Below are 20,055 nucleotides of genomic sequence, written 5' to 3' on the forward strand. Positions count from 1 at the left end.
AAACCTTCCTCTCCCGCCCCTGCGCAGGCGCTCCTACGGTCGAGGCTGCGGGCGCTCACCGGCCCGTAGCCAGCGAAGGAGAGAAGATCCCCCATGAAGATGACCGGCAACACGATCCTGATCACCGGCGGCACCTCGGGCATCGGGCTCGGCCTGGCCCTGCGTCTGCACGAGGCCGGCAACAAGGTGATCGTCGCCGGGCGGCGCAAGGAGCTCCTCGACGAGATCACGGCCGAGCACCCGGGCATCGACGCGCTCGTCCTCGACGTTGCCGATCCGGCGTCGATCGCCCGCGTCGCCGAGACGGTGGCGCGGAGCTATCCGGAGCTGAACATCCTGGTCAACAACGCCGGCATCATGCTGCGGGAGAACCTCCTCGACCCGGCCTCGCTCCCGGTCGCCGAGGACCACGTCACGGTCAACCTGCTCGGCACGATCCGGATGACGTACGCTTTCCTGCCGCAGCTGCTGGGCAAGGACGACGCGGTCGTCATGAACGTCACCTCCGCGCTGGCGTTCGTACCGCTGCCGATCACCCCGACCTACAACGCGACCAAGGCCGCGCTGCACTCCTTCTCCGAGAGCCTGCGCGTGCAGCTCGCGCAGGCGGACGCCGGCGTTCAGGTGATCGAGGTGGCCCCGCCGGGCGTGCGCACGACCCTGCTGGGCCAGCAGGACGACGAGAGCTCGATGCCGCTGGAGGACTTCCTCACCGAGACCCTCGGCCTGCTGCGTGAGAAGCCCGACGCCAAGGAGCTTGTCGTGGAGCGTGCCCGGTTCGTTCGCGACGCGGTGGCCAACGGCTCCTACGACGAGGCCCTCGCCATGCTCAGCGGTCGCTGAGGGACGTCCCGGCCAATTCGTTCTCAATCCGTGCAGAGACAGTCAGAGACAGGAAGGGCCGACGTGAAAATCACCAACGAAGACACCGTCGAAATAGCACGGGTCCTGGCGCTGTGGGGCCACATCATGGACGACCACGAGCTGGGCCGCCTCGGTGAAGTCCTCACCGAGGACGCGGTCTGGGACGGAAGTGTGTTCGACTTCGAGCCGGTCGTCGGACTGGACGCGATCACTTCCGTCCTGAGTGCCGACGGGCACGCGAGCGCTCATCACACGACGAACATCGTCGTGTCGGAGGGGCCGGGCGACGAGGTCCGGGTCCGTTCCAAGGGCCTGGGCGTCGTGAACGGCGGCACCGTCGCCAGCGTCGTCTACGCGGACGAACTGCGGCGTACCGATGACGGATGGCGGATTTCCAAGCGGGTCATACAGGTCAAGTGACCACAGAGTTCGCCTGCTTCGGCCCCGATCCAAGAACCTGAGTCCTCTGCGCAGAGGCCTACGGCTCCTACGACGATGTCCTGACCGTGCTCAGCGATGTCGCTGAGCTTGTTCCGGCAGCTTCAGCTCCGCCGCCCCGCCTGCTCTCCCGACCGCATCGGGCTGTGTTGTGGCCACCGCCCGGGATGCGCCGCGCGGTCACCGAGGGGGCAGCGGTGAAAGCCTTCCCGAAGGCGGCGACTGTTTCGTCGCTGCTGTGCCAGAACCGGTCATGCCCGGCCGGCTCGTAGTGGACGGGTACCTCGATCCTCGCGACGATCCCCGCGAACCGCGAAATCCGCGCACCACCGGCCCGTCACCTCCACCAGCTCCGCTATAGGAACGGGCGATTCGGCGTGCACCGCGATGTCGACCACATTCTCAGCGGCAGGGCATACAGAGAGTCGACGGCCTGGGCAGTGGCTTCTTAGGGGCAGTCGACGGGGAACATGTTGTCGACCAGGTACTGAGAAGGTCGTTCAGCGAGAGGGTGGGTCGTCGGCTCCGTGTCGGCGAAAGATCTTCTATTTTCCGTTCTCCACAAGGAACTTCCGCAGCAGCTCCTTGTATTCCTCTGGGCGAGTACGGTGAACCATGTGCCCGGCGCCCTCGATCGTCTCCAGCCGGCCATCAGGGAGGAGGCGAGCAGCCTCAGCCAGTCCTTCCTGGGGGGTGTAGCTGGTGGACCCTCCTCCGATGATGAGCGTCGGGGCGGTGATCTTGGGAAGGTCGTTCCACCAGGACGGATCGGGGTTGTGGATCTGGTGCACCAGCGAGGTGGCCGCAGAGAAATCGAAAGGCACGGCACCGGGCACTTCTCCGGAATCTTCCGGGAAGTCCACGTCGATGGGAGCGGTGTCTTCCCACACCATCCGCTCAATCCGCTCAGGCCACTTCTCCGCGAAGATGCATCCGGCCCGTGCGCCCATCGAGTGGCCGATCAACGTGAAGCGGCCTGGTGAAAGCGCATCGGTGAACGCTTCGATATCACCGGACCCCAGCTCGAAGGAATACGTACCGGGCCAGGCGCTTTCGCCATGGCCGCGTTGAGTGAGGGCGAGGACGCGATAGCGCTCGGCGAGAAAGCTCGCCATCTCGTCCCAGTCTCGCGCGTCGTACATGAGTCCGTGCAGAAGAACGACTGGCGGCGCATCCGGATCACCCGCCTCGCGATAATGAAAAGTAAGCCGTGAAAGCTCGATGCTGTGATCGCTGAAAATGGTCATCCGTTCTTCCGTTCACTCGGTGGGGGCTGGGTCGTCGGCGGTGTGACGTGGCTCATATCGCTGTGAGCGCCCGCGGCGTCGACCGTACAAGCGCCGCGGGCGGGCGGGAGAGGACGGTTTATCCATGGATCGGCGGTCTCTGGATAGCTGGGCGGGAAGCGGCGACGATGGTGGGTATGGACAAGAAGGAACTGGCGGAATTCCTGCGTCGGCGGCGTGAGTCGCTGCGCCCGCGCGATGTCGGGCTGGTCGAGGGTCCGCGCCGGCGCACCCAGGGGCTGCGCCGCGAGGAGGTCGCCCAGCTCGCCGGCATGTCCACGGACTACTACACCCGTCTGGAACAGCAGCGCGCCCCGCAGCCCTCCATCCAGATCACCGCCGCCCTCGCCCGGGCGCTGCGGCTGACCCTGGACGAACGCGACCATCTCTTCGTCCTCATCGGCCACAACGCCCCGGCCCGCCTCCAGCGCTCCGAGCACGTCAGCCCGACGCTGATGCGGGTCCTGGACCGCTTGGACGACTCCCCGGCCCTGGTGGTGACCGACATGGCCGACACGCTCGCGATGAACCCGCTGGGCATCGCGCTGCTCGGCGACCAGACCCGCCACAGCGGCCTGGCCCGCAGCGCCTACTACCGCTGGTTCCTGGACCCCGCCGAGCGCCTGGTGTACCCCGAGGAAGATCACGAACGCCACGGCCGCGCCCAGGCAGCCCGCCTGCGGGCCGCACTGGCATCCGGCAGCGATGTCTCCCGAGCCGCTCGGATCCTCGCCGAACTCCAGGAAAACAGCCCTGAGTTCGTCCGGCTGTGGGATCTCCAGGAGGTTGCCCAGCGCTACGACGAGAGCAAGACCGTCGTTCATCCCGAACTCGGCCGTATCGATGTCGACGGCCAGGTCCTGTTCACCGAGAACCGCGCCCAGATCCTGGTGGTGCTGACCACCCGCCCCGGCACGGAGAGCCACAGCAAGCTCGAACTGCTCTCCGTCATAGGGCACCAGCAGCTCACCCCTTGAGCCCGCGTATCCAGCGTCGGCAACGGAAACGCGTGACGAGGCTTAGGCCAATCTTCCGAGGTCACCTGGGACCGGGGTCGGGTCCCGGCGCGGCCCCGCGTCGTTAGCCTCGGCGGTCAGCCTCGCTCACACGTGCCGCTCCGGGCCGGACGCCATCGCCCGCCCGATGCTGTGAACCGGAGGCACCCCGCCAGCGCCGCGGAGTCAGCTGTGGTGCGAGTCGTTCGACACCCGGTCGCCGACCAGGAAAGCCGGTTCGCGCTGCTGTACCAGCTGTGGCGGATACGGAACGTGTGGAGGAGGAGCGCGTCGCCAACGGTCGCTCCTGCCCGTCCGCGTCGGCCGGCGCCCGCCGGGCGGAACGCACCGCATCCACTCCGGCGGGCGCCGCGGGCGCGCGCTCGGCGGGCACCAGACGAATCAGGGGAGCACGGGCAGTCCCGTAACGGCGGTCTGTGCCGGGCTTGGCGGCCTTCGCACCGGTCACGGCCGGGTCCTTGGCCAGTTCGGTGCCCAGCGGCACCACGGCCAACTCCGCACCCTCGGCCGTTCGGCTCCAGCGCGAGAAGCGCGAGGATCTCCAGCTGGCGCGGACGCAGCGCCAGCAGCCGGCCCTCGCGGGCGGCTTCCTCCGCGCCCATACAGGTCAGCCGGACCGGGGCGGCGTCCCGGTGGCCCTGTCCGGGCAGCTCGGTGCGGAGCCTGGCCTCGATCGTGGACACCAGCGTCCGCACCGTGGACACGGCCGGCGGATGCGAGCGGTCCCAGGTCGTGGACAGGTCGAGCACGCCCAGGATCCGTCCGTCGGGGGAGTGGACCGGCGCGCAGTAGCAGACCCAGCCGTGCAGCGCCGTCACCAGGTGTTCGGCGGAGAAGACGCTGCTGGGACGGCCGGTGCGCAGCGCGAGCGAGAGGGCGTTGGTGCCCATGGCCTCCTCGTCCCAGCGCCCGCCCGGCGCGAAGTCGACCTGCTCCGCCCGGCGCCGCATGGTGCGGCCGCCGCACGTCCACAAAATGGTTCCCGACTCGTCGGTGACAGCGGTGACGAATCCCGCGTCCTCGGCGATGCTGCGCAGCTCGTCGGCCAGGTCGTCGACCGGCCGGCGCAGCGGTGAGACCGCCCAGCGCTGACGCAGCGCGTCGCCGTCGGAGACGGGCGCGCTGTCACGGGCGGGGTCGACGCTGACGAGAGAGCGCACCCACGACTCGGAGACCTCGGACCGCAGAGCCCCGGCACCGGCCGGGGACCAGCGGGCCGTCTTCATCCAAGGCACCCACCGGGACCACTCGTCCTCCAGCTCGGCCCTGCGACGCCTGAGGTCACTGCGCTGTGACATGTCCCTCCCCTGCCGTCAGCTGACGACGACTCAGGCATTCCCGGTGCGGCTTCGGGCGGCCTGGGCCGGCAAGCCTGCAGCGAATCTGCACACAGGTGACGCTGACGGCACACTCTCTCCGAGTCTCCCCGCCACACTGGGACAGTCGGCAACTCCCTTGGGGTGGTTTGCCTTGTTCGCTACGGCGGGCTGCAAAGCTCGCGGAAAGTACACCTTCGTTCGGGTGAAGAACCGGCTACAAGTTCATGGATATGCCAGCACATTGTGCACTCCGGCAGCGAAACGCTTCACAAGCGGAGACGGCTTCGTTGGCTTTGCAGGTAGCGCGCATGCTTTCCTTTTCGCGGCGCGGAAGTCGTACGAAAGGTGCCGTTACCGGGCACTTGGCGCTGCGCCGACTCCCGCTACCGCGGCCTGCACCGTGTGCACGCCTGTCGGCCGGGCGGGCCGTATCCATCGCTCAACGCCACGTGAAGGGAACCTCACATCATGAGCTCCATCCCCCAGATTGCGACGCAGGAAATCTCCGAGACCGACCTGGACAACGTGTCCGGCGGAGACGGCGCCTGGCTCTCCGCAGGCATCGACAGCAAGGGCGCCTGGGTCTCCGGTGGCGTCAGCGGTCTCGTCCCGGCCGAGCTCACTCTGACCGGCCAGGGTTCCGGTGGCATCGACACCTCGGCCATCACGGGTCTCATCCCGACCCTGTGAGCGGATCGAACCGATCGTGCGCCGCGACGCGGCACAGGCACGAGCAGTGACCGCGGTCTGCCGGTTCCTCCTTGCACCGGCAGACCGCCGCTTGGCCCGGACCTCACAGGGTCCGGGCCAAGCGGTATTTTCGGTGTAGTGCAGTGCAGTGCACTACAGCGGCTTGGTGACTGCTTGACCTGGGCTTTGCCTGGCAGAGCCATCGTTCTCTTGTTCTTCACTCACGACGTGCGGACGCGTGCACGTGGCGGCTTCTAGATTTACGGCGCTCCCCGCCCCCCACACCCGTCACTTCTGTCCGGAGGACAGTCATGACCGCCGTCAAGGCTCCCAAGCGCAACCGACGTCCCCTCGCCGCACTGGCCGGGGCTGCCGCCCTCACCGCCGCGTCGATCGGCCTGTGGGCCACCGCGGGCTCGGCTCAGGCCGCCGCCCTTCCGACCCCCGACCACGTGGTGGTCGTGGTGATGGAGAACCACGCCTACTCGCAGGTGATCGGCAGCTCCAGCGCCCCGTACATCAACAACACCCTCAAGGCGGGTGGCGCCAACCTCACCCAGTCGTACGGCCTCACCCACCCCAGTGAGCCGAACTACTACATGCTGTTCTCGGGCTCCAACCAGGGCCGCACCGACGACAGTTGCGTCTCGGTCGGTTCCATCTCCGCGCCCAACCTCGCCTCCGAGCTGATCGCCGCCGGGAAGACCTGGGCGAGCTACAACGAGTCGCTGCCGAGCCAGGGTTCGACGACCTGCAGCAGCGGCAACTACGCGCAGAAGCACAACCCGTGGTTCGGCTTCTCCAACGTGCCGACGAGCACCGCGAAGACCTTCGCGCAGTTCCCGACCGACTACACGACCCTGCCGAAGGTCTCCTTCGTCACGCCGAACCTGTGCAGCGACATGCACGACTGCTCGGTCTCCACGGGCGACACCTGGATCAAGAACAACCTGGGTGCCTACGCCACCTGGGCGCAGACCCACAACAGCATCCTCGCCGTCACCTTCGACGAGGACAACAAGCAGTCCGGGAACCGCATCCCCACCGTCTTCTACGGGCAGCACGTCACGCCCGGCAGCTCCAGCTCCACCACCTACAACCACTACAACGTCCTGCGCACGGTCGAGGACCTGGCCGGTCTGACCGCGCACGCGGGCAACGCCGCGTCGGCATCCGACATCTCCGGCATCTGGAACTGACGCCCGTGTATCTCGCGGACTCCCGCAGCACCAAGGCCGCCGTCGTCCCGGACTCCCGTCCGGGGCGGCGGCCGGCCGCTGTGCCCGGCACCGTGCTGGCCCTGGGTGCGGTCAGCCTGATCACGGACGTCTCCTCGGAGATGGTCACGGCCGTCCTGCCGCTCTACGTGGTCGCGGGCCTCGGCCTGTCGCCGCTCGGATTCGGGCTGCTCGACGGCATCAACAACGGCGTCGGCGCTCTGGTCCGGCTGGCCGGCGGTCACCTCGCCGACCGCGGAGGCCGGCGGCACAAGGTGGTGGCAGGCCTCGGCTACGGCCTGTCGGCCGTGTGCAAGCCGTTGCTGCTGCTCGCCCACACCCTCCCCGTCATCAGTGCCGTGCTCGCGGCCGACCGCACCGGCAAAGGCCTGCGCACCGCACCACGGGACGCGATGATCTCGCTGGCCACCGAACCCGAGCATCGGGGACGGGCGTTCGGCGTGCACCGTGCCATGGACACCACCGGCGCGCTGCTCGGCCCGCTCGTCGCCTTCGCCGTACTGCGGGCCACCGTCGACGGCTACGACGCGGTCTTCACCATCAGCGGCTGCGTCGCCGCCCTCGGGGTCCTGGTGCTGGTGCTCTTCGTGCCCCGCCACATCCACTCGGCCGGTGCCGTACGCCTGCCCGAGCCGGCCCGGCCGGCCCTGCGCGATTCGCTCGGCTTGCTGCGCCGCCCCGAGCTGCGCCGGCTCACCCTGTGCGCCGCCCTGCTCGGCCTCACCACCGTCAGCGACTCCTTCCTCTATCTGCTGCTTCAGCGCGAAGAGGGCGTGCCCGCCCAGCTGTTCCCGCTGCTGCCGCTGGGCACGGCCGCCGTCTTCCTGCTGCTCGCTGTCCCGCTCGGCGCGCTTGCCGACCGCGTCAGCCGCCGCAGGCTCTTCCTGGCAGGCCACGGCGTCCTGCTCCTCGGCTACGGCCTGGTGCTCTCCCCGTGGCACGGTGTCCCGGCCGTGGTCGCCGTCCTGGTGCTGCACGGCTCCTTCTACGCGGCCACCGACGGGGTGCTCGCGGCCGCCACCGCCGGGGCCGTCCCGGCGCAGCACCAGGGTGCCGGCCAGGCGCTGGTGGGCACCGGCCAGGCGCTGGCCCGGTTCGCCTGCTCGCTCGCGTTCGGCGCGGCCTGGAGCCTGTGGGGCGGGCGGACCGCGCTCGCCGTCACCGCCGCCGCGCTGGCCGTCAGCGCCGTCGCGGCCTCGTTCGTCCTCCGAAGTGCCGATGAGGTGTCCGCATGACCCGAACCACCCGCCTGGTGATCTTGCTGACCGCTGTCCTGATGCTCGGGGCGGTCGGTACCGGGGCGGTGCTGCACGCCGCCCATCGGTCGGGCATGCGGGACGAGCAGCAGGCGAACGGCCCGACCGTGAAGGCCGGTGCCGTCTCGCTCCGGCCGACGTCCGGCCGTCTGCTGTTGTTCCGCAACCTGGCCTGGGGCCCGCACCGCGACGAGATCGCCACCGTGCCCGCCGGCCGTCCGCAGGGGCCGCGCACCGTGTCGGGCGTCAAGTGCCTGCGCTTCCACGCGGCAGCCGGTACGGGGATCTGCCTGCAGGCGGTGCACGGTGCACTGGAGGACACCTACCGGGCGGTGGTGCTCGACTCGCACCTGCACGAGCTGCACCGCTTCCCGGCACCGGGCATCCCCACCCGGGCGCGGGTCTCGCCCTCCGGCCACATGGTCGCCTGGACGGTCTTCGTCAGCGGAGACTCGTACGCCGGCACGCACTTCTCCACCCGCACCGCCATCGTCGACACCCGCACCTGGGCGATCAACGACAACCTGGAGACCTTCCGCGTCATCAAGGACGGCAAGCCCTACCACGCCGCGGACACCAACATCTGGGGTGTCACCTTCGCCGACGACAACCGCTTCTACGCCACACTGGCGACCGGCGGCCAGACCTACCTCGTCCGGGGCGATGTCGCCGAACGCACCCTCACCACGCTGCACCGCAACGTCGAATGCCCCTCGCTCTCGCCCGACGGGACCCGGATCGCGTACAAGAAACGCGTCGAGGGGGCCTCACCCGACGCCCCCTGGCGGCTGTACGTCCTCGATCTGCGCACCATGAAGGAGACCGCGACCGCCGAGCAGCGCAACATCGACGACCAGGCGCTGTGGGCGGACGACTCGACCCTCGTCTACGCCCTGCCCGGCGACTACGGCTCGGACCTGTGGAGCGTCCCCGCCGACGGCACCGGCGCGGCCCGCCGGATGATGGCCTCCGCCCTCGCCCCTGCCTATCTGGGATGAACGCCGTGCCGCCGCTGGGCGGATTGCGCGGTCAGGCCGGTGTCAGGCCCAGATCTGCCGCCAGGCGGCCGCGGTGCCATGCCGGCGGGCCGAAGAGGCGGCCCGTGCCGTGAGCGCGCTTGAAGTAGCGATGGGCGTCGTGCTCCCAGGTGATGCCGATGCCGCCGTGGAGCTGGATCATCTCGCCCGCCACCGTCGAAAAGGCCTCCGAGCAGGCGGACTTGGCGATGGCTGCGGAGCGGGACAGCTCCGGCGAGCCCGCGGCGGCGGCGAAGGCCGCACCGAGCGCGGCCGAGCGCGCGGACTCCACCAGCACGTACGCGTCCGCGAGCCGGTGCTTGAGGGCCTGGAAGGAGCCGATGGGCCGGCCGAACTGCACACGGTCCTTGGCGTAGGCGACCGTGAGCTCCAGGCAGCGTTCGGCCGCGCCGACCTGCTCGGCGGCCAGCGCCGTGCAGGCCACATCCAGGACGTGCCGCAGCATCCGGCCGCCGTCGCCCTCCTCGCCGATGAGCCGGCCCGCGGCCCCGTCCAGCACCACGCGTGCCTGCGCCCGCGTCTGGTCCATCGTGACCACCGCCTCGCGGTGTACTCCCGCTCCGTCCGCGGCCACGTGGAAGAGCGAGATCCCTGCACCGGTCCGGGCGGCCACGAGCAGCACCTCGGCCCCGGTTCCGTCCAGGACGTGTTCCTTGGTACCGCTGATCCGCCAGGTCCCGCCCGGTCCGGAGGCCGGCGCGGCTTCGGCCCGGATCGCCGCCGGGTCCCAGGATCCCTGCTCGGCCCATGCCAGGGCCCCCACCGCCCGGCCCTCGGCGAGCGGCGGCAGCAGTTCCGTGCACGCCGCGGTGTCGCCTGAGGCGAGCAGTGCCTGCACCGTGAGCACCGCGGACCCGAGGCAGGGCACCGGGCTCAGCTCCCGTCCCAACTCCTCCATGACGACATGGACCTCCAGGGCTCCGCAGCCCGCGCCGCCGTACTCCTCCGGAACGGCGAGCCCGGCCACGCCGATCTGCTCGGCCAGTGGCCGCCAGGCCGCCGCGCCCTCGTGACGCCCGAGCAAGGACCGTACGGCGGACCGCAGTTGCTCCTGCTCCTCCGTCAGCCTCATCCATCTGCTCCTTCCGTCAGGGGGCGAGCACGCGGGCGCGGCAGACTGCGGGCGTGCCCCAGGCGGATCGCAGCGCGCGGGCCTTGCGGATCCACAGGGAGAGGTCCAGTTCCTCGGTGTAGCCGAGGGCTCCGTGGAGCTGCAGGGCCGTGCGGGCGGCGGTGTACGCGGCCTCGCACGCGCTCACCTTCGCCGCGGCGATCTCCCGGCCGGTGGACGCGGCGTCCGCCGCAAAAGCCAGTGCCGCGGCGTGGATCAGCGGCTGGGCGAACTCCAAGGCGATCAACGCGTCCGCCAGACGGTGTTTCACTGCCTGGAACGAGCCGATGGCGACTCCGAACTGCGTGCGCTGCCTCGCGTATTCGACCGTGCGTGCCAGCAGGGTGCGGCCCAGCCCGAGGGCCTGGGCCGCCGTGGTCAGGGCGGCGACATCCGCCGCGTGCGCGGCTGCGGCGGCGACCTCGGGCCCCTTCGTCAGGACGGTGCCGCCGAGCGGCCGGGACAGCCGCCGCGCCGGGTCGGCGGACGGCTGAACGGGGCCGGCCGACTCCGCCAGGCGTACGGTGTCGCCATCCACCACGAAGACCGCGTCGGCGGCGTCGGCGTCCAGGGCGTACGGACTGCCGGGGGAGAGCAGGCACAGGGAGGCGGCGGTCTTGCCGGAGGCGATGCCGGGCAGCCAGGCGGCGGCCGCCGCCGCGTCGCCGAGGCGGTCCAGGAGGGCGGCCGCGGCCACGGTCTCCACCAGCGGGCCGGGTACGGCGTGACGGCCCAGTTCGGTGAAGGCGACGGTCAGTTCGACCGATAGTACGCCCAGGCCGTCGTGCTGCTCCGGGACGGCGAGGGCGAAGACCCCGGTCTCCGCCAGTCGCGCCCACAGGGCACGGCCGGGAGCGGTGTCCCCGGACGCCCAGGCCCGTACGACCGCGGAGGTGTCGGCCGCCGTCAGCATGCCGTCCAGGGTGCGGCCGAACTCCCGCTGCTCGTCGTCGAGGAGGAACCGCATCACCGGCGTCCCTTCGGCAGGCCGAGCAGCCGCTCGGCGATGATGTCGCGCTGGATCTCGTTGGTGCCGGCGTAGATGGGCCCGGCGAGGGAGAGGGTGTACCCCTCGGCCCAACTCCCGTGCGCGGGTGCCTCCTCGGCGACGTCGGCGAGTTCGCCGTACGGGCCGAGCAGGTCAAGGGCCGTCTCGTGCAGGGCGATATCCAGTTCGGACCAGAAGACCTTGTTGAGGCTCGACTCCGCGCCGATGGAACCCCCTGCGGCGATGCGGGAGGCGTTGGCGTAGGTGAACAGCTGGTAGGCGCGGGCGCCGATCGCCGCGTCGGCCACCCGGTCGCGCAGGGCGCTGTCGGCAGGGTCCGCCTGCGCGCGCCACAGGGCGGTCAGCCGGTCGGCGGCGGCCATGAAGCGTCCGGGGCTGCGCAGGGTCAGCCCGCGTTCGTTTCCCGCCGTGCTCATCGCGACCCGCCAGCCCTGGCCCGGCTCGCCGATGACGTCCTCGTCGGGCACGAAGACGTCGTCGAGGAAGAGTTCGGCGAAGGCCGGCTTGCCGTCGAGCCGCCTGATGGGCTGTACGGTCACGCCGTCCGCGTCGAGGGGGAACATCAGGTACGTCAGACCGTGGTGCGGCTTGCCGGCGTCCGGGTCGCTGCGGAAGAGGCCGAAGGCGCGGTCGGCGAACGCTGCACGCGACGACCAGGTCTTCTGCCCCCTCAACAGCCAGCCGCCGTCGGTCCGTACGGCGGTGGACCGCAAGCCGGCGAGGTCCGATCCCGCCTCCGGCTCCGACCAGGCCTGGGCCCAGATCACCTCGCCGCTCGCCATCGGCGGCAGGATGCGGGCGCGCTGCTCCCCGGTCCCGTGCTCGAACAAGGTGGGAGCGAGGAGGTTGATGCCGTTCTGGCTGACGCGCCCGGGCGCACCGGCCGCGTAGTACTCCTCCTCGAAGATCAGCCACTCCAGGACCGAGGCGCCCCGGCCACCGTGGTCCGCGGGCCAGGAGACCACCGACCAGCGGTCCGCGAACAGCGTGCGCTCCCACTCCCGGTGCGCGGCGAAGCCCTCGGCGGTCTCCAGCGAGAGCAGGGGCGTGGCGGGTACGTGGGCGGCGAGCCAGTCGCGGGCCTCGGCGCGGAACGCGTCCTGTGCCGCCGTGAAATCCAGGTCCATCAGGTCCCGGCCCCTTTCGCACCGGCCTCCGTCATCGCGCGGGCGTTGCAGTGATCGGGCCGGTCCATCGTCACGACTGCGACGGGGCCGCGGCTTTCGTATCGGACCGGTGCCGTGGACGTCGTGCGGGCAGCAGACATCCGCCCCCTCCTTCCCTAACAATTGTTTGGTAGGTTAGCGTGCGGGCCCTCGGCCGTCGAGGCGGCCGAGCCGTCCCGCCGCCGAGAGGCCGAGGAGTCGGGAGGCCGAGGGGCCTTGAGTTCGAGGAGTCGAGAGGTCGAGAGTCCGTCCGTCGCGATGTGTCCGGAGCCGCCCAATGAGCAGCAGCGTGGAGGAGTTCCGCACCGAGGTCCGCGCATGGCTGCGGGCCAACCTCACCGGCGGGTTCGCCGCCCTCCGCGGGCGCGGCGGCCCCGGACGGGAACACGAGGCGTATCCCGAACGCCTCGCCTGGGAGCGGCACATGGCCGCCGCGGGCTGGACCTGTGTGGGCTGGCCGAAGGAGTACGGCGGCCGTGGCGCCACGCTCGAGCAGCAGGTCGCCTTCCATGAGGAGTACGCCCTCGCGGACGCCCCCGCGCGCGTCAACCACATCGGCGAGCAGCTGCTTGGGCCCACCCTTATCGCATTCGGCACCCCGGAGCAGCGCGAGCGCTTCCTCCCGCCGATCGTCGCCGTCGAGGAGCTGTGGTGCCAGGGCTACAGCGAGCCGGACGCGGGATCGGACCTCGCAGGCGTACGGACCCGGGCCGAGCTCGACGGCGAGGAGTGGGTGGTCACCGGGCAGAAGATCTGGACCTCACTCGCGCATGAATCCGACTGGTGCTTCGTGCTCGCCCGCACCGCACCCGGGTCCGCGCGCCACCAGGGGCTGTCCTATCTGCTGGTGCCACTGGACCAGCCCGGTGTGGAGGTCCGGCCGATCACCCAGCTGACCGGCACCTCCGAGTTCAACGAGGTCTTCTTCGACGGCGCCCGCACCCACGTGTCGAACATCGTCGGAGCGCCGGGCGAGGGCTGGCAGGTCGCCATGGCCACGCTCGGCTTCGAACGGGGTGTGTCCACCCTCGGCCAGCAGGTCGGCTTCCGCCGCGAGCTGGAGGCGGTCATCGAGCTGGCAAGGCGCAACGGCGCGGCCGCCGATCCGCTGATCCGCGACCGGATCGCGCAGGCCTGGATCGGTCTGGAGATCATCCGCTGCAACGCGCTGCGGATGCTCGAGGGTGTCGCCGCCGGGGCACCCGGCCCGGAGGCGTCCATCGGCAAGATCTTCTGGGCGACCTGGCACCGCGAGCTCGGCGAGCTCGCCATGGACGTGTGCGGCGCCGCCGGGATGCTCGCGGCGGGAGAGCCGTACGACCTCGACGACTGGCAGCGGCTCTTCCTCTTCTCCCGCTCGGACACCATCTACGCCGGATCGAACGAGATCCAGCGCAACATCATCGCCGAGCGGGTGCTCGGCCTGCCGAAGGAGGCCCGCCCGTGAGCGCACCGGTCACGCCCCCGCCGTACGTTCCCGGCCACGCCCTGCTCGCCGGCCGCACCGCCGTGATCACCGCCGCCGCGGGAGCCGGCATCGGCGGCGCGACCGCGAAGCGGCTCCTGGAGGAGGGCGCGAGCGTGGTCATCTCCGACGCCCACGCCCGCAGGCTCAAGGAGTCCGAGGCGCAGCTCGCCGCACAGTTCGGTACGGACCGGGTCGCGTCGCTGCCCTGCGACGTGACCGACGAGACGCAGGTCGGCGCGCTGTTCGACCTGGCCGAGCAGCTGCACGGACGCCTCGACATCGTCGTCAACAACGCCGGTCTCGGCGGCACGGCCGACCTCGTCGACATGGCCGACGAGCAGTGGAACAAGGTCCTCGACGTCACCCTGAACGGCACCTTCCGCTGCACCCGCGCCGCCCTGCGCCGTATGAAGGCCGCGGGCGGCGGGGGCGTCATCGTGAACAACGCCTCGGTGATCGGCTGGCGCGCGCAGCAGGGCCAGGCGCACTACGCCGCCGCCAAAGCCGGGGTCATGGCCCTCACCCGCTGTGCCGCGCTGGAGGCCGCCGAGTACGGGGTACGCGTCAACGCCGTGTCGCCGAGCCTGGCCATGCACCCGCACCTGGTGAAGGTCACGACGCCCGAACTGCTTCAGGAGCTGACATCCCGCGAGGCGTTCGGCCGCTACGCGGAGCCGTGGGAGGTCGCCAACGTCATCGTCTTCCTGGCCAGCGGCTACTCCTCGTACATGACGGGCGAGGTCCTGTCCGTCAGCAGCCAGCACGCGTGAGGCAAGAATGGCCAGGTGCCGAAAATCAGCAGTAGCAGTAAGAAGACCGCGATGAGCCCGTCACCCGAGCGGCGCGAGGAACTCCTGGCCACGGCGGCCGAGGTGTTCGCCGCACAGGGGTACAACGCCACCACCGTCCGCAAGATCGCGGACGCGGCGGGGATGCTCGCGGGCAGTCTCTATTACCACTTCGACTCCAAGGAGTCGATGCTCGACGAGATCCTCTCCACCTTCCTGGACGAGCTGTGGGGCCGGTACGACACCGTGCTCGCCGCCGGGCTCGGCCCCAGGGAGACCATCGAGGCCCTCGTCACCGAGTCCTTCCGGGAGATCGACAGGCATCGCGCCGCGGTCGCCATCTACCAGAAGGAGTCCAAGCACCTCCAGACCCAGCCGCGCTTCGGCTATCTCGCCGAGTCGCAGGTGAAGTTCGAGAAGGCGTGGCTGGGGACCCTCGAGCGCGGCGTGACCGCCAAGATCTTCCGCGCAGACCTGGACATCCGCCTCACGTACCGCTTCGTGCGCGACACCGTGTGGGTCGCCGCGTCCTGGTACCGGCCGGGCGGACAGCACAGCCCGGAGGAGATCGCCCGCCAGTACCTGTCGATGGTGCTGGAGGGCATCGCGCTCCGCGAATGACAGCTCTTCGCGCATGACACTGGAGACATCGAGAAGGAGTGGCCATGGCCGAGGCATACATCGTCGAAGCGGTACGCACCCCGGTCGGCAGGCGGAACGGCGGCCTCGCCGCCGTGCACCCGGCCGACCTCGGCGCCCATGTGCTGAAGGCGCTGATGGAGCGTTCGGGCGCCGACCCGGCGGCCGTCGAGGACGTCGTCTTCGGCTGCCTGGACACCGTCGGCCCGCAGGCCGGCGACATCGCCCGCACCTGCTGGCTGGCCGCCGGGCTGCCCGAGGAGGTGCCGGGCACCACCGTGGACCGGCAGTGCGGCTCGTCGCAGCAGGCCGTGCACTTCGCTGCCCAGGGAGTGATGTCCGGCACCCAGGACCTGGTGGTCGCGGGCGGCGTGCAGAACATGTCGATGATCCCGATCGCCTACGCCAGCCGTCAGGCCGCCGAACCGCTCGGGCTGACCGAGGGCCCGTACGCAGGCTCCGAGGGATGGCGGGCCCGCTACGGCGACCGGGCGGTCAACCAGTTCCACGGCGCCGAGCTCATCGCCGAGAAGTGGGACATATCCCGCCGTGACATGGAGGAGTACGCGCTGCGCTCCCACCAGCGCGCGATCCGCGCCATCGACGAGGGCCGCTTCGACCGGGAGCTCGTCGCGTACGGGGATGTGACGACCGACGAGGGCCCGCGCCGCGACACCACCCTGGAGAAGATGGCCGGCCTCAAACCGCTGATGGACGGCGGCCGGCTGACGGCCGCCCTCTCCTCGCAGGTCTCCGACGGCGCCTCCGCCATGCTGCTCGCGAGCGAACGCGCCGTACGGGAGCACGGGCTGACTCCGCGGGCCCGGATCCACCACCTCTCGGTGCGCGGCGAGGACCCGATCCGGATGCTGTCCGCGCCGATCCCGGCGACCGCGTACGCACTGAAGAAGTCCGGGATGACGCTCGACGAGATCGATCTCGTCGAAATCAACGAGGCGTTCGCGTCCGTGGTGCTGGCGTGGCTCAAGGAGACCGGCGCCGACCCGGAGAAGGTCAACGTCAACGGCGGCGCCATCGCCCTCGGCCACCCCCTGGGCGCCACCGGCGCCAAGCTCATGATCACGCTGCTGCACGAACTGGAGCGCACGGGCGGGCGGTACGGCCTGCAGACGATGTGCGAGGGCGGCGGCCAGGCCAACGTCACGATCATCGAGCGCCTCTGAGACACGGCATCCGTCCGCGGCCGGCTTGCTGGCTGACCGCGGGCGGGCACGGACCGTCAGCCGTTGAGGGGCAGGTTCCGGAGCACAACGTGCGCCTCGGCCATGATCCGGTCGACGAGCTCCGTGCACGACGGCAGATCGTCGATGAGTCCCGCGACCTGGCCGGAGGCCATCACGCCGAGGTCGGTGCGGCCGTCGACCATCGCGGCCTTGAGCAGCATCGGGGTGTTGGCGGCCAGCAGGACCTGACTCCAGGTCAGCTCCTTGCCGTGCTTCATGGCCAGCCCGTCGCGGACCATTCGTGCCCAGCTCATGCCGGTCTCGCGCTTGAAGGCCGCTGCATGGCGGACGGCCCGCAGCAGCGCGGCTGCCCGGCCCGAGTGCTCCAGCGCGTCGACCAGCTCGGTGCGCAGCATCCGGTGCGGGAGCCCGTCCACCTTGGTGGTGACCGTGACGTCCCCCACCGCCGCGCCCAGGTACTTCGTTTTGACCGCGTCCGGGACGGTGCTGTCGGAGGTGAGCAGGAAGCGGGTGCCCATGGCGATCCCCGCGGCGCCGTAGGCCAGCGCGGCTACCAGGCCGCGCCCGTCGTGGAACCCGCCCGCCGCGACGACCGGGATTTCCACGGCGTCCACGACCTGGGGGAGCAGCACGGTGGTGGCCACGTTCCCCGTGTGCCCGCCGCCCTCCCCGCCCTGCACCACCACGGCGTCGGCGCCCCACGCGGCGACCTTCTCCGCGTGCCGCCTGGCGCCGATGGACGGGATGACGACGACACCCGCGTCCTTGAGGCGCCCGATCAGCTCCCGGGAGGGCGCGAGCGCGAACGACGCGACCTTCACGCCCTCGTCGACGATGATCCGTACGCGCTCCGCGGCGTCCCCGGCGTCCGCCCGCAGGTTGACCCCGAAGGGCGCGTCCGTACGGGACTTCACCTCCCGTACGGCGGAGCGGAGCTGCTCGACGGTCATGGTGGCGGAGGCGAGGATCCCCAGCGCCCCGGCGGCCGCGACGGCGGAGACGAGACGGGGGCCCGCCACCCAGCCCATGCCCGTCTGGACGATGGGGTGGCGCACGCCCACCAGTTCGGTGAGCGGGGTGGCGATGGTGACGTCGCTCATGGCGCCGGCACCTCGCGGTCGCGCAGCCCGTCCGGGTCGATCACCTCGCGGATCAGCCGCAGTTCCTCGGGCGTCGGCTCGCGGGTGTACGGCACCTCGTCGGGGATCGTGAGCGCGAAGCCGGTGGCCTCGACGACCTGCTCGACCGTGACACCGGGGTGGAGCGAGCGCAGCCGCATCGTCCGGTCCGGGGTCTCGAAGTCGAGGACGCCGAGGTCGCTGATGACGTCCGGGATGCGGTGGTAGCGGCTGGCGGAGGGGCCGGCCGCGGCGGCTCGGTCGTACCCCACACCCGACACCATGTCGACCTTCTCGACGAAGACCCGCGTCGAGTGCCGCGGCACCCAGTAACTCGCGGGGTTGTTGAGGGTGTTGACGGGTGCGCCGCGCACCCCGAGGAGTTGCCGCCTGGGCCGGGCCCAGTCGCCGATGCAGGAGATGTTCTGGTTGCCGTGACGGTCGAGCTGGCTGGCCCCCATCATCACGTGCCGTCGCCCGGTGGCCACCATCGCCAGGTGCTGGCGGTACGGCAGCCACCCCTCCACCACCTGGGACTTCGTGCCCACCGCGGGCACGTCGCCGATCAGCAGCGCCTCGCCGTCGGTCAGCAGCAGGTCGGGCGAGAAGGTGAGCTTCGCCAGCCGGGCCCCGATCGTGGGGACGGTGCCCATGGGGCTGGCCAGCACCTCGCCTGCGTCCCGCCAGGCCTCGGCGCACGCCACCACGCAGTACTCGGCCCGCGTCGCCGTCGTTGTCCCCCTGCTCACGCTTCCTCCTCGTGGAACGCCGTCACGGCGGCCTGGTACGCGTCCTCGTCGCCGGACAGGAACCGCCCGGTGAAGGCTCGCCAGGCCTCGGGGTCGCGGGCCGCCTGGGCATACGCGCGTTGGAAGGCCTCGTCGCGGTCGTGGTCGGGGACACAGGAGGTGAAGTGCGCGCCGTTCGGGGTCTCCACGACGCCGGTCACGAACGCGCGCTTCACCAGCAGCGACTGAGGTCCGGAGTCCTTCAGCAGGTCCGCGGTGTCCACGATCCGCTCGCAGGACACGTACGCGGCGTCGGCAGCCTCGCAGAACAGGTCGTCGAAGTACGGGTCGGGGCCCAGGTACTGGCCGTTGCCGTGCGCATCGGCCCGGTTGAGGTGCACGAGTGCCGCGTCCAGCCGCAAGGCGGGGACCGCGACCAGCTCCTCGCCGTCCTCGTACGGGGACGTGACCGTGCGCAGGGACGGGTTGACGCTCATCACATCCGAGCCGAGGCCGGCCCGGATCGGCATAAAGGGCAGCCGGTGGGCGGCGGCGGTCAGGCCCCACATGAACATGGCCTCGTCCAGCTCCGTCATCTCGAACGCGCCGCGCTGCCGGGCGGCTTGGAAGTGCGGCTCGAGAGGGATGGAGTCGAGGGTGGCGAAGGCCGCGACCAGCCTGCGAATCTTCCCTGCCGTGGCGAGCAGCCCGACGTCGGGGCCGCCGTAGGAGACGACGGTCAGGTCGGTGACGTGCGAGCGCAGCAGTGCGCGCACCAGTGCCATCGGCTTGCGCCGCGAGCCCCAGCCGCCGATGCCGATCGTCATGCCGCTCTCGAGGCGGCCGACCACCTCGTCGGCGGTCATCGTCTTGCCCCCGCTGTTCCTGCTCACGACTGCCGCTCCTTCTCCTTGCCGAAGGTGTCGCGCACACGGTCGGCGACCCCGCTGAGGCCCGCCTCGAACGTGAAGCCCTGCTCGAAGCGGTAGCTGCGGCGGACGTCCACCGGGTCGATTCCGTTGATCGCGGCCTTGGCGAGACGGATGAGGTAGCTGTCCTTGGCGGCGATCTCGCGAGCCAACTCAAGCGCCGCGTCGATCAGTTGCTCGCGCGGGACGACCCCCCACACCGAGCCGTGCCGATGCAGCTCCTCGGCGGTGACGGTGCGCGAGGTGTAGTACAGAGTGCGCATCAGGTGCTGGGGGACCAGTCGGGCCAGATGGGTGGCCGCGCCGAGCGCGCCCCGGTCCAGCTCCGGCAGGCCGAACGTCGCATCGTCGCTCGCGACGATCGCGTCGGCGTTGCCGACCAGGCCGATGCCGCCGCCCAGGCAGAAGCCCTGCACGGCCGCGACCACCGGGACCTCGCAGTCGTAGACGGCGGCGAACGCCTCGAAACAGCCTCGGTTGGCGCCGATGAGGACGCCGTGCCCGTCCGTGCGCTGCATCTCCTTGATGTCGACGCCGGCGTTGAAGCCGCGACCCGCGGCGGCGAGCACCACGCAGCGCACCTTCGGGTCGGCCCCCGCTGCGCGCACGGCGGCGGCCAGGTCGTACCAGCCCTGTACGGGGAGGGCGTTGACCGGTGGGAAGTCGACCGTGACGACCGCGATGCCCTCTTCCGGGGCGGAGGTGGAGACACCCATGAGCGGATCAGCTACCTTTCCACCAAACATTTGT

Annotated in this window: 20 protein-coding genes; 11 read left to right on the plus strand and 9 right to left on the minus strand. The window is 70.7% G+C overall.

The genetic code is table 11. The features are described 5' to 3' along the window. The first annotated feature begins 93 nt into the window (after positions 1-93). Together ACWD4J_RS12035 and ACWD4J_RS12040 are read left to right on the plus strand one after the other, a co-directional pair. A complete protein-coding gene (locus tag ACWD4J_RS12035; RefSeq protein ID WP_451395216.1) occupies positions 94-843 on the plus strand; it encodes an SDR family oxidoreductase in 750 nt (249 codons plus the stop codon). Positions 844-906: 63 nt separating this feature from the next. Continuing rightward, entirely contained in the window at positions 907-1,284 is a 378-nt protein-coding gene (locus ACWD4J_RS12040; protein ID WP_451395217.1) for a nuclear transport factor 2 family protein, read from the plus strand. Positions 1,285-1,847: 563 nt separating this feature from the next. Here ACWD4J_RS12040 and ACWD4J_RS12045 read toward each other — a convergent pair. After that, the gene (locus ACWD4J_RS12045; protein ID WP_451395218.1) at positions 1,848-2,549 is read right to left on the minus strand and encodes an alpha/beta fold hydrolase; all 702 of its coding nucleotides are present in this window, start codon (positions 2,547-2,549) and stop codon (positions 1,848-1,850) included. A 176-nt stretch (positions 2,550-2,725) separates the two neighbouring features. Between ACWD4J_RS12045 and ACWD4J_RS12050 the strand changes: the two genes are divergently transcribed. Further along, positions 2,726-3,565 (plus strand): helix-turn-helix transcriptional regulator, encoded by an 840-nt coding sequence (locus ACWD4J_RS12050; RefSeq protein WP_451395219.1) that lies wholly within the window; start codon positions 2,726-2,728, stop codon positions 3,563-3,565. A gap of 116 nt (positions 3,566-3,681) precedes the next feature. Here ACWD4J_RS12050 and ACWD4J_RS12055 read toward each other — a convergent pair whose 3' ends face one another. Next, the gene (locus ACWD4J_RS12055; protein WP_451395220.1) at positions 3,682-4,902 is read right to left on the minus strand and encodes a GAF domain-containing protein; all 1,221 of its coding nucleotides are present in this window, start codon (positions 4,900-4,902) and stop codon (positions 3,682-3,684) included. Between the two features lie 489 nt (positions 4,903-5,391). Here ACWD4J_RS12055 and ACWD4J_RS12060 point away from each other — a divergent pair, with 489 nt between their 5' ends. The 4 genes from ACWD4J_RS12060 (at position 5,392) to ACWD4J_RS12075 (ending at position 9,105) form a co-directional block, all read left to right on the plus strand. After that, positions 5,392-5,613, plus strand: a complete 222-nt coding sequence (locus ACWD4J_RS12060) for a type A2 lantipeptide (RefSeq protein WP_451395221.1) — start codon at positions 5,392-5,394, stop codon at positions 5,611-5,613. Positions 5,614-5,924: 311 nt separating this feature from the next. Further along, positions 5,925-6,812 carry an alkaline phosphatase family protein gene (locus ACWD4J_RS12065; protein WP_451395222.1) on the plus strand — a complete coding sequence of 296 codons (888 nt, stop codon included), beginning with the start codon at positions 5,925-5,927 and terminating at the stop codon, positions 6,810-6,812. A 5-nt stretch (positions 6,813-6,817) separates the two neighbouring features. Continuing rightward, a complete protein-coding gene (locus ACWD4J_RS12070) occupies positions 6,818-8,086 on the plus strand; it encodes an MFS transporter (protein ID WP_451395223.1) in 1,269 nt (422 codons plus the stop codon). Then, positions 8,083-9,105 carry a TolB family protein gene (locus ACWD4J_RS12075; protein WP_451395224.1) on the plus strand — a complete coding sequence of 341 codons (1,023 nt, stop codon included), beginning with the start codon at positions 8,083-8,085 and terminating at the stop codon, positions 9,103-9,105. The genes ACWD4J_RS12070 and ACWD4J_RS12075 overlap by 4 nt, the downstream gene beginning before the upstream one ends. 31 nt (positions 9,106-9,136) lie before the next feature. Here ACWD4J_RS12075 and ACWD4J_RS12080 read toward each other — a convergent pair whose 3' ends face one another. The 3 genes from ACWD4J_RS12080 to ACWD4J_RS12090 are packed head-to-tail and all read right to left on the minus strand — an operon-like array spanning position 9,137 to position 12,391. Further along, positions 9,137-10,216, minus strand: coding sequence for an acyl-CoA dehydrogenase family protein (locus ACWD4J_RS12080; RefSeq protein ID WP_451395225.1), 1,080 nt, complete (start codon positions 10,214-10,216; stop codon positions 9,137-9,139). A gap of 16 nt (positions 10,217-10,232) precedes the next feature. Continuing rightward, positions 10,233-11,222 (minus strand): acyl-CoA dehydrogenase family protein, encoded by a 990-nt coding sequence (locus tag ACWD4J_RS12085; protein WP_451395226.1) that lies wholly within the window; start codon positions 11,220-11,222, stop codon positions 10,233-10,235. Then, entirely contained in the window at positions 11,222-12,391 is a 1,170-nt protein-coding gene (locus ACWD4J_RS12090; RefSeq protein ID WP_451395227.1) for an acyl-CoA dehydrogenase family protein, read from the minus strand. Before ACWD4J_RS12090 ends, ACWD4J_RS12085 begins: the two co-directional genes overlap by 1 nt. A gap of 316 nt (positions 12,392-12,707) precedes the next feature. Here ACWD4J_RS12090 and ACWD4J_RS12095 point away from each other — a divergent pair, with 316 nt between their 5' ends. From ACWD4J_RS12095 to ACWD4J_RS12110, 4 genes are read left to right on the plus strand one after another with little or no spacing between them, the layout of a single operon-like run. Beyond that, positions 12,708-13,877 carry an acyl-CoA dehydrogenase family protein gene (locus ACWD4J_RS12095; protein ID WP_451395228.1) on the plus strand — a complete coding sequence of 390 codons (1,170 nt, stop codon included), beginning with the start codon at positions 12,708-12,710 and terminating at the stop codon, positions 13,875-13,877. After that, the gene (locus ACWD4J_RS12100) at positions 13,874-14,668 is read left to right on the plus strand and encodes an SDR family oxidoreductase (RefSeq protein ID WP_451395229.1); all 795 of its coding nucleotides are present in this window, start codon (positions 13,874-13,876) and stop codon (positions 14,666-14,668) included. Before ACWD4J_RS12095 ends, ACWD4J_RS12100 begins: the two co-directional genes overlap by 4 nt. 51 nt (positions 14,669-14,719) lie before the next feature. Next, positions 14,720-15,307, plus strand: a complete 588-nt coding sequence (locus ACWD4J_RS12105; protein WP_451395230.1) for a TetR/AcrR family transcriptional regulator — start codon at positions 14,720-14,722, stop codon at positions 15,305-15,307. 44 nt (positions 15,308-15,351) lie between these two features. Further along, positions 15,352-16,509 (plus strand): acetyl-CoA C-acetyltransferase, encoded by a 1,158-nt coding sequence (locus ACWD4J_RS12110; protein ID WP_451395231.1) that lies wholly within the window; start codon positions 15,352-15,354, stop codon positions 16,507-16,509. Between the two features lie 56 nt (positions 16,510-16,565). On the opposite strand, the gene ACWD4J_RS12115 is transcribed toward ACWD4J_RS12110, so the two are convergent. From ACWD4J_RS12115 to ACWD4J_RS12130, 4 genes are read right to left on the minus strand one after another with little or no spacing between them, the layout of a single operon-like run. Then, positions 16,566-17,630, minus strand: a complete 1,065-nt coding sequence (locus tag ACWD4J_RS12115; RefSeq protein WP_451395232.1) for an NAD(P)H-dependent flavin oxidoreductase — start codon at positions 17,628-17,630, stop codon at positions 16,566-16,568. Beyond that, positions 17,627-18,397 carry a CoA-transferase subunit beta gene (locus ACWD4J_RS12120; protein WP_451395233.1) on the minus strand — a complete coding sequence of 257 codons (771 nt, stop codon included), beginning with the start codon at positions 18,395-18,397 and terminating at the stop codon, positions 17,627-17,629. Before ACWD4J_RS12120 ends, ACWD4J_RS12115 begins: the two co-directional genes overlap by 4 nt. After that, complete coding sequence (locus tag ACWD4J_RS12125; RefSeq protein ID WP_451395265.1) at positions 18,394-19,242, minus strand: CoA transferase subunit A; 849 nt, start codon at positions 19,240-19,242, stop codon at positions 18,394-18,396. Before ACWD4J_RS12125 ends, ACWD4J_RS12120 begins: the two co-directional genes overlap by 4 nt. A 23-nt stretch (positions 19,243-19,265) precedes the next feature. Beyond that, entirely contained in the window at positions 19,266-20,021 is a 756-nt protein-coding gene (locus tag ACWD4J_RS12130) for an enoyl-CoA hydratase family protein (protein ID WP_451395234.1), read from the minus strand. Positions 20,022-20,055 lie beyond the last annotated feature (34 nt).

It is taken from the genome of Streptomyces sp. NPDC002577 (genome assembly GCF_053594815.1).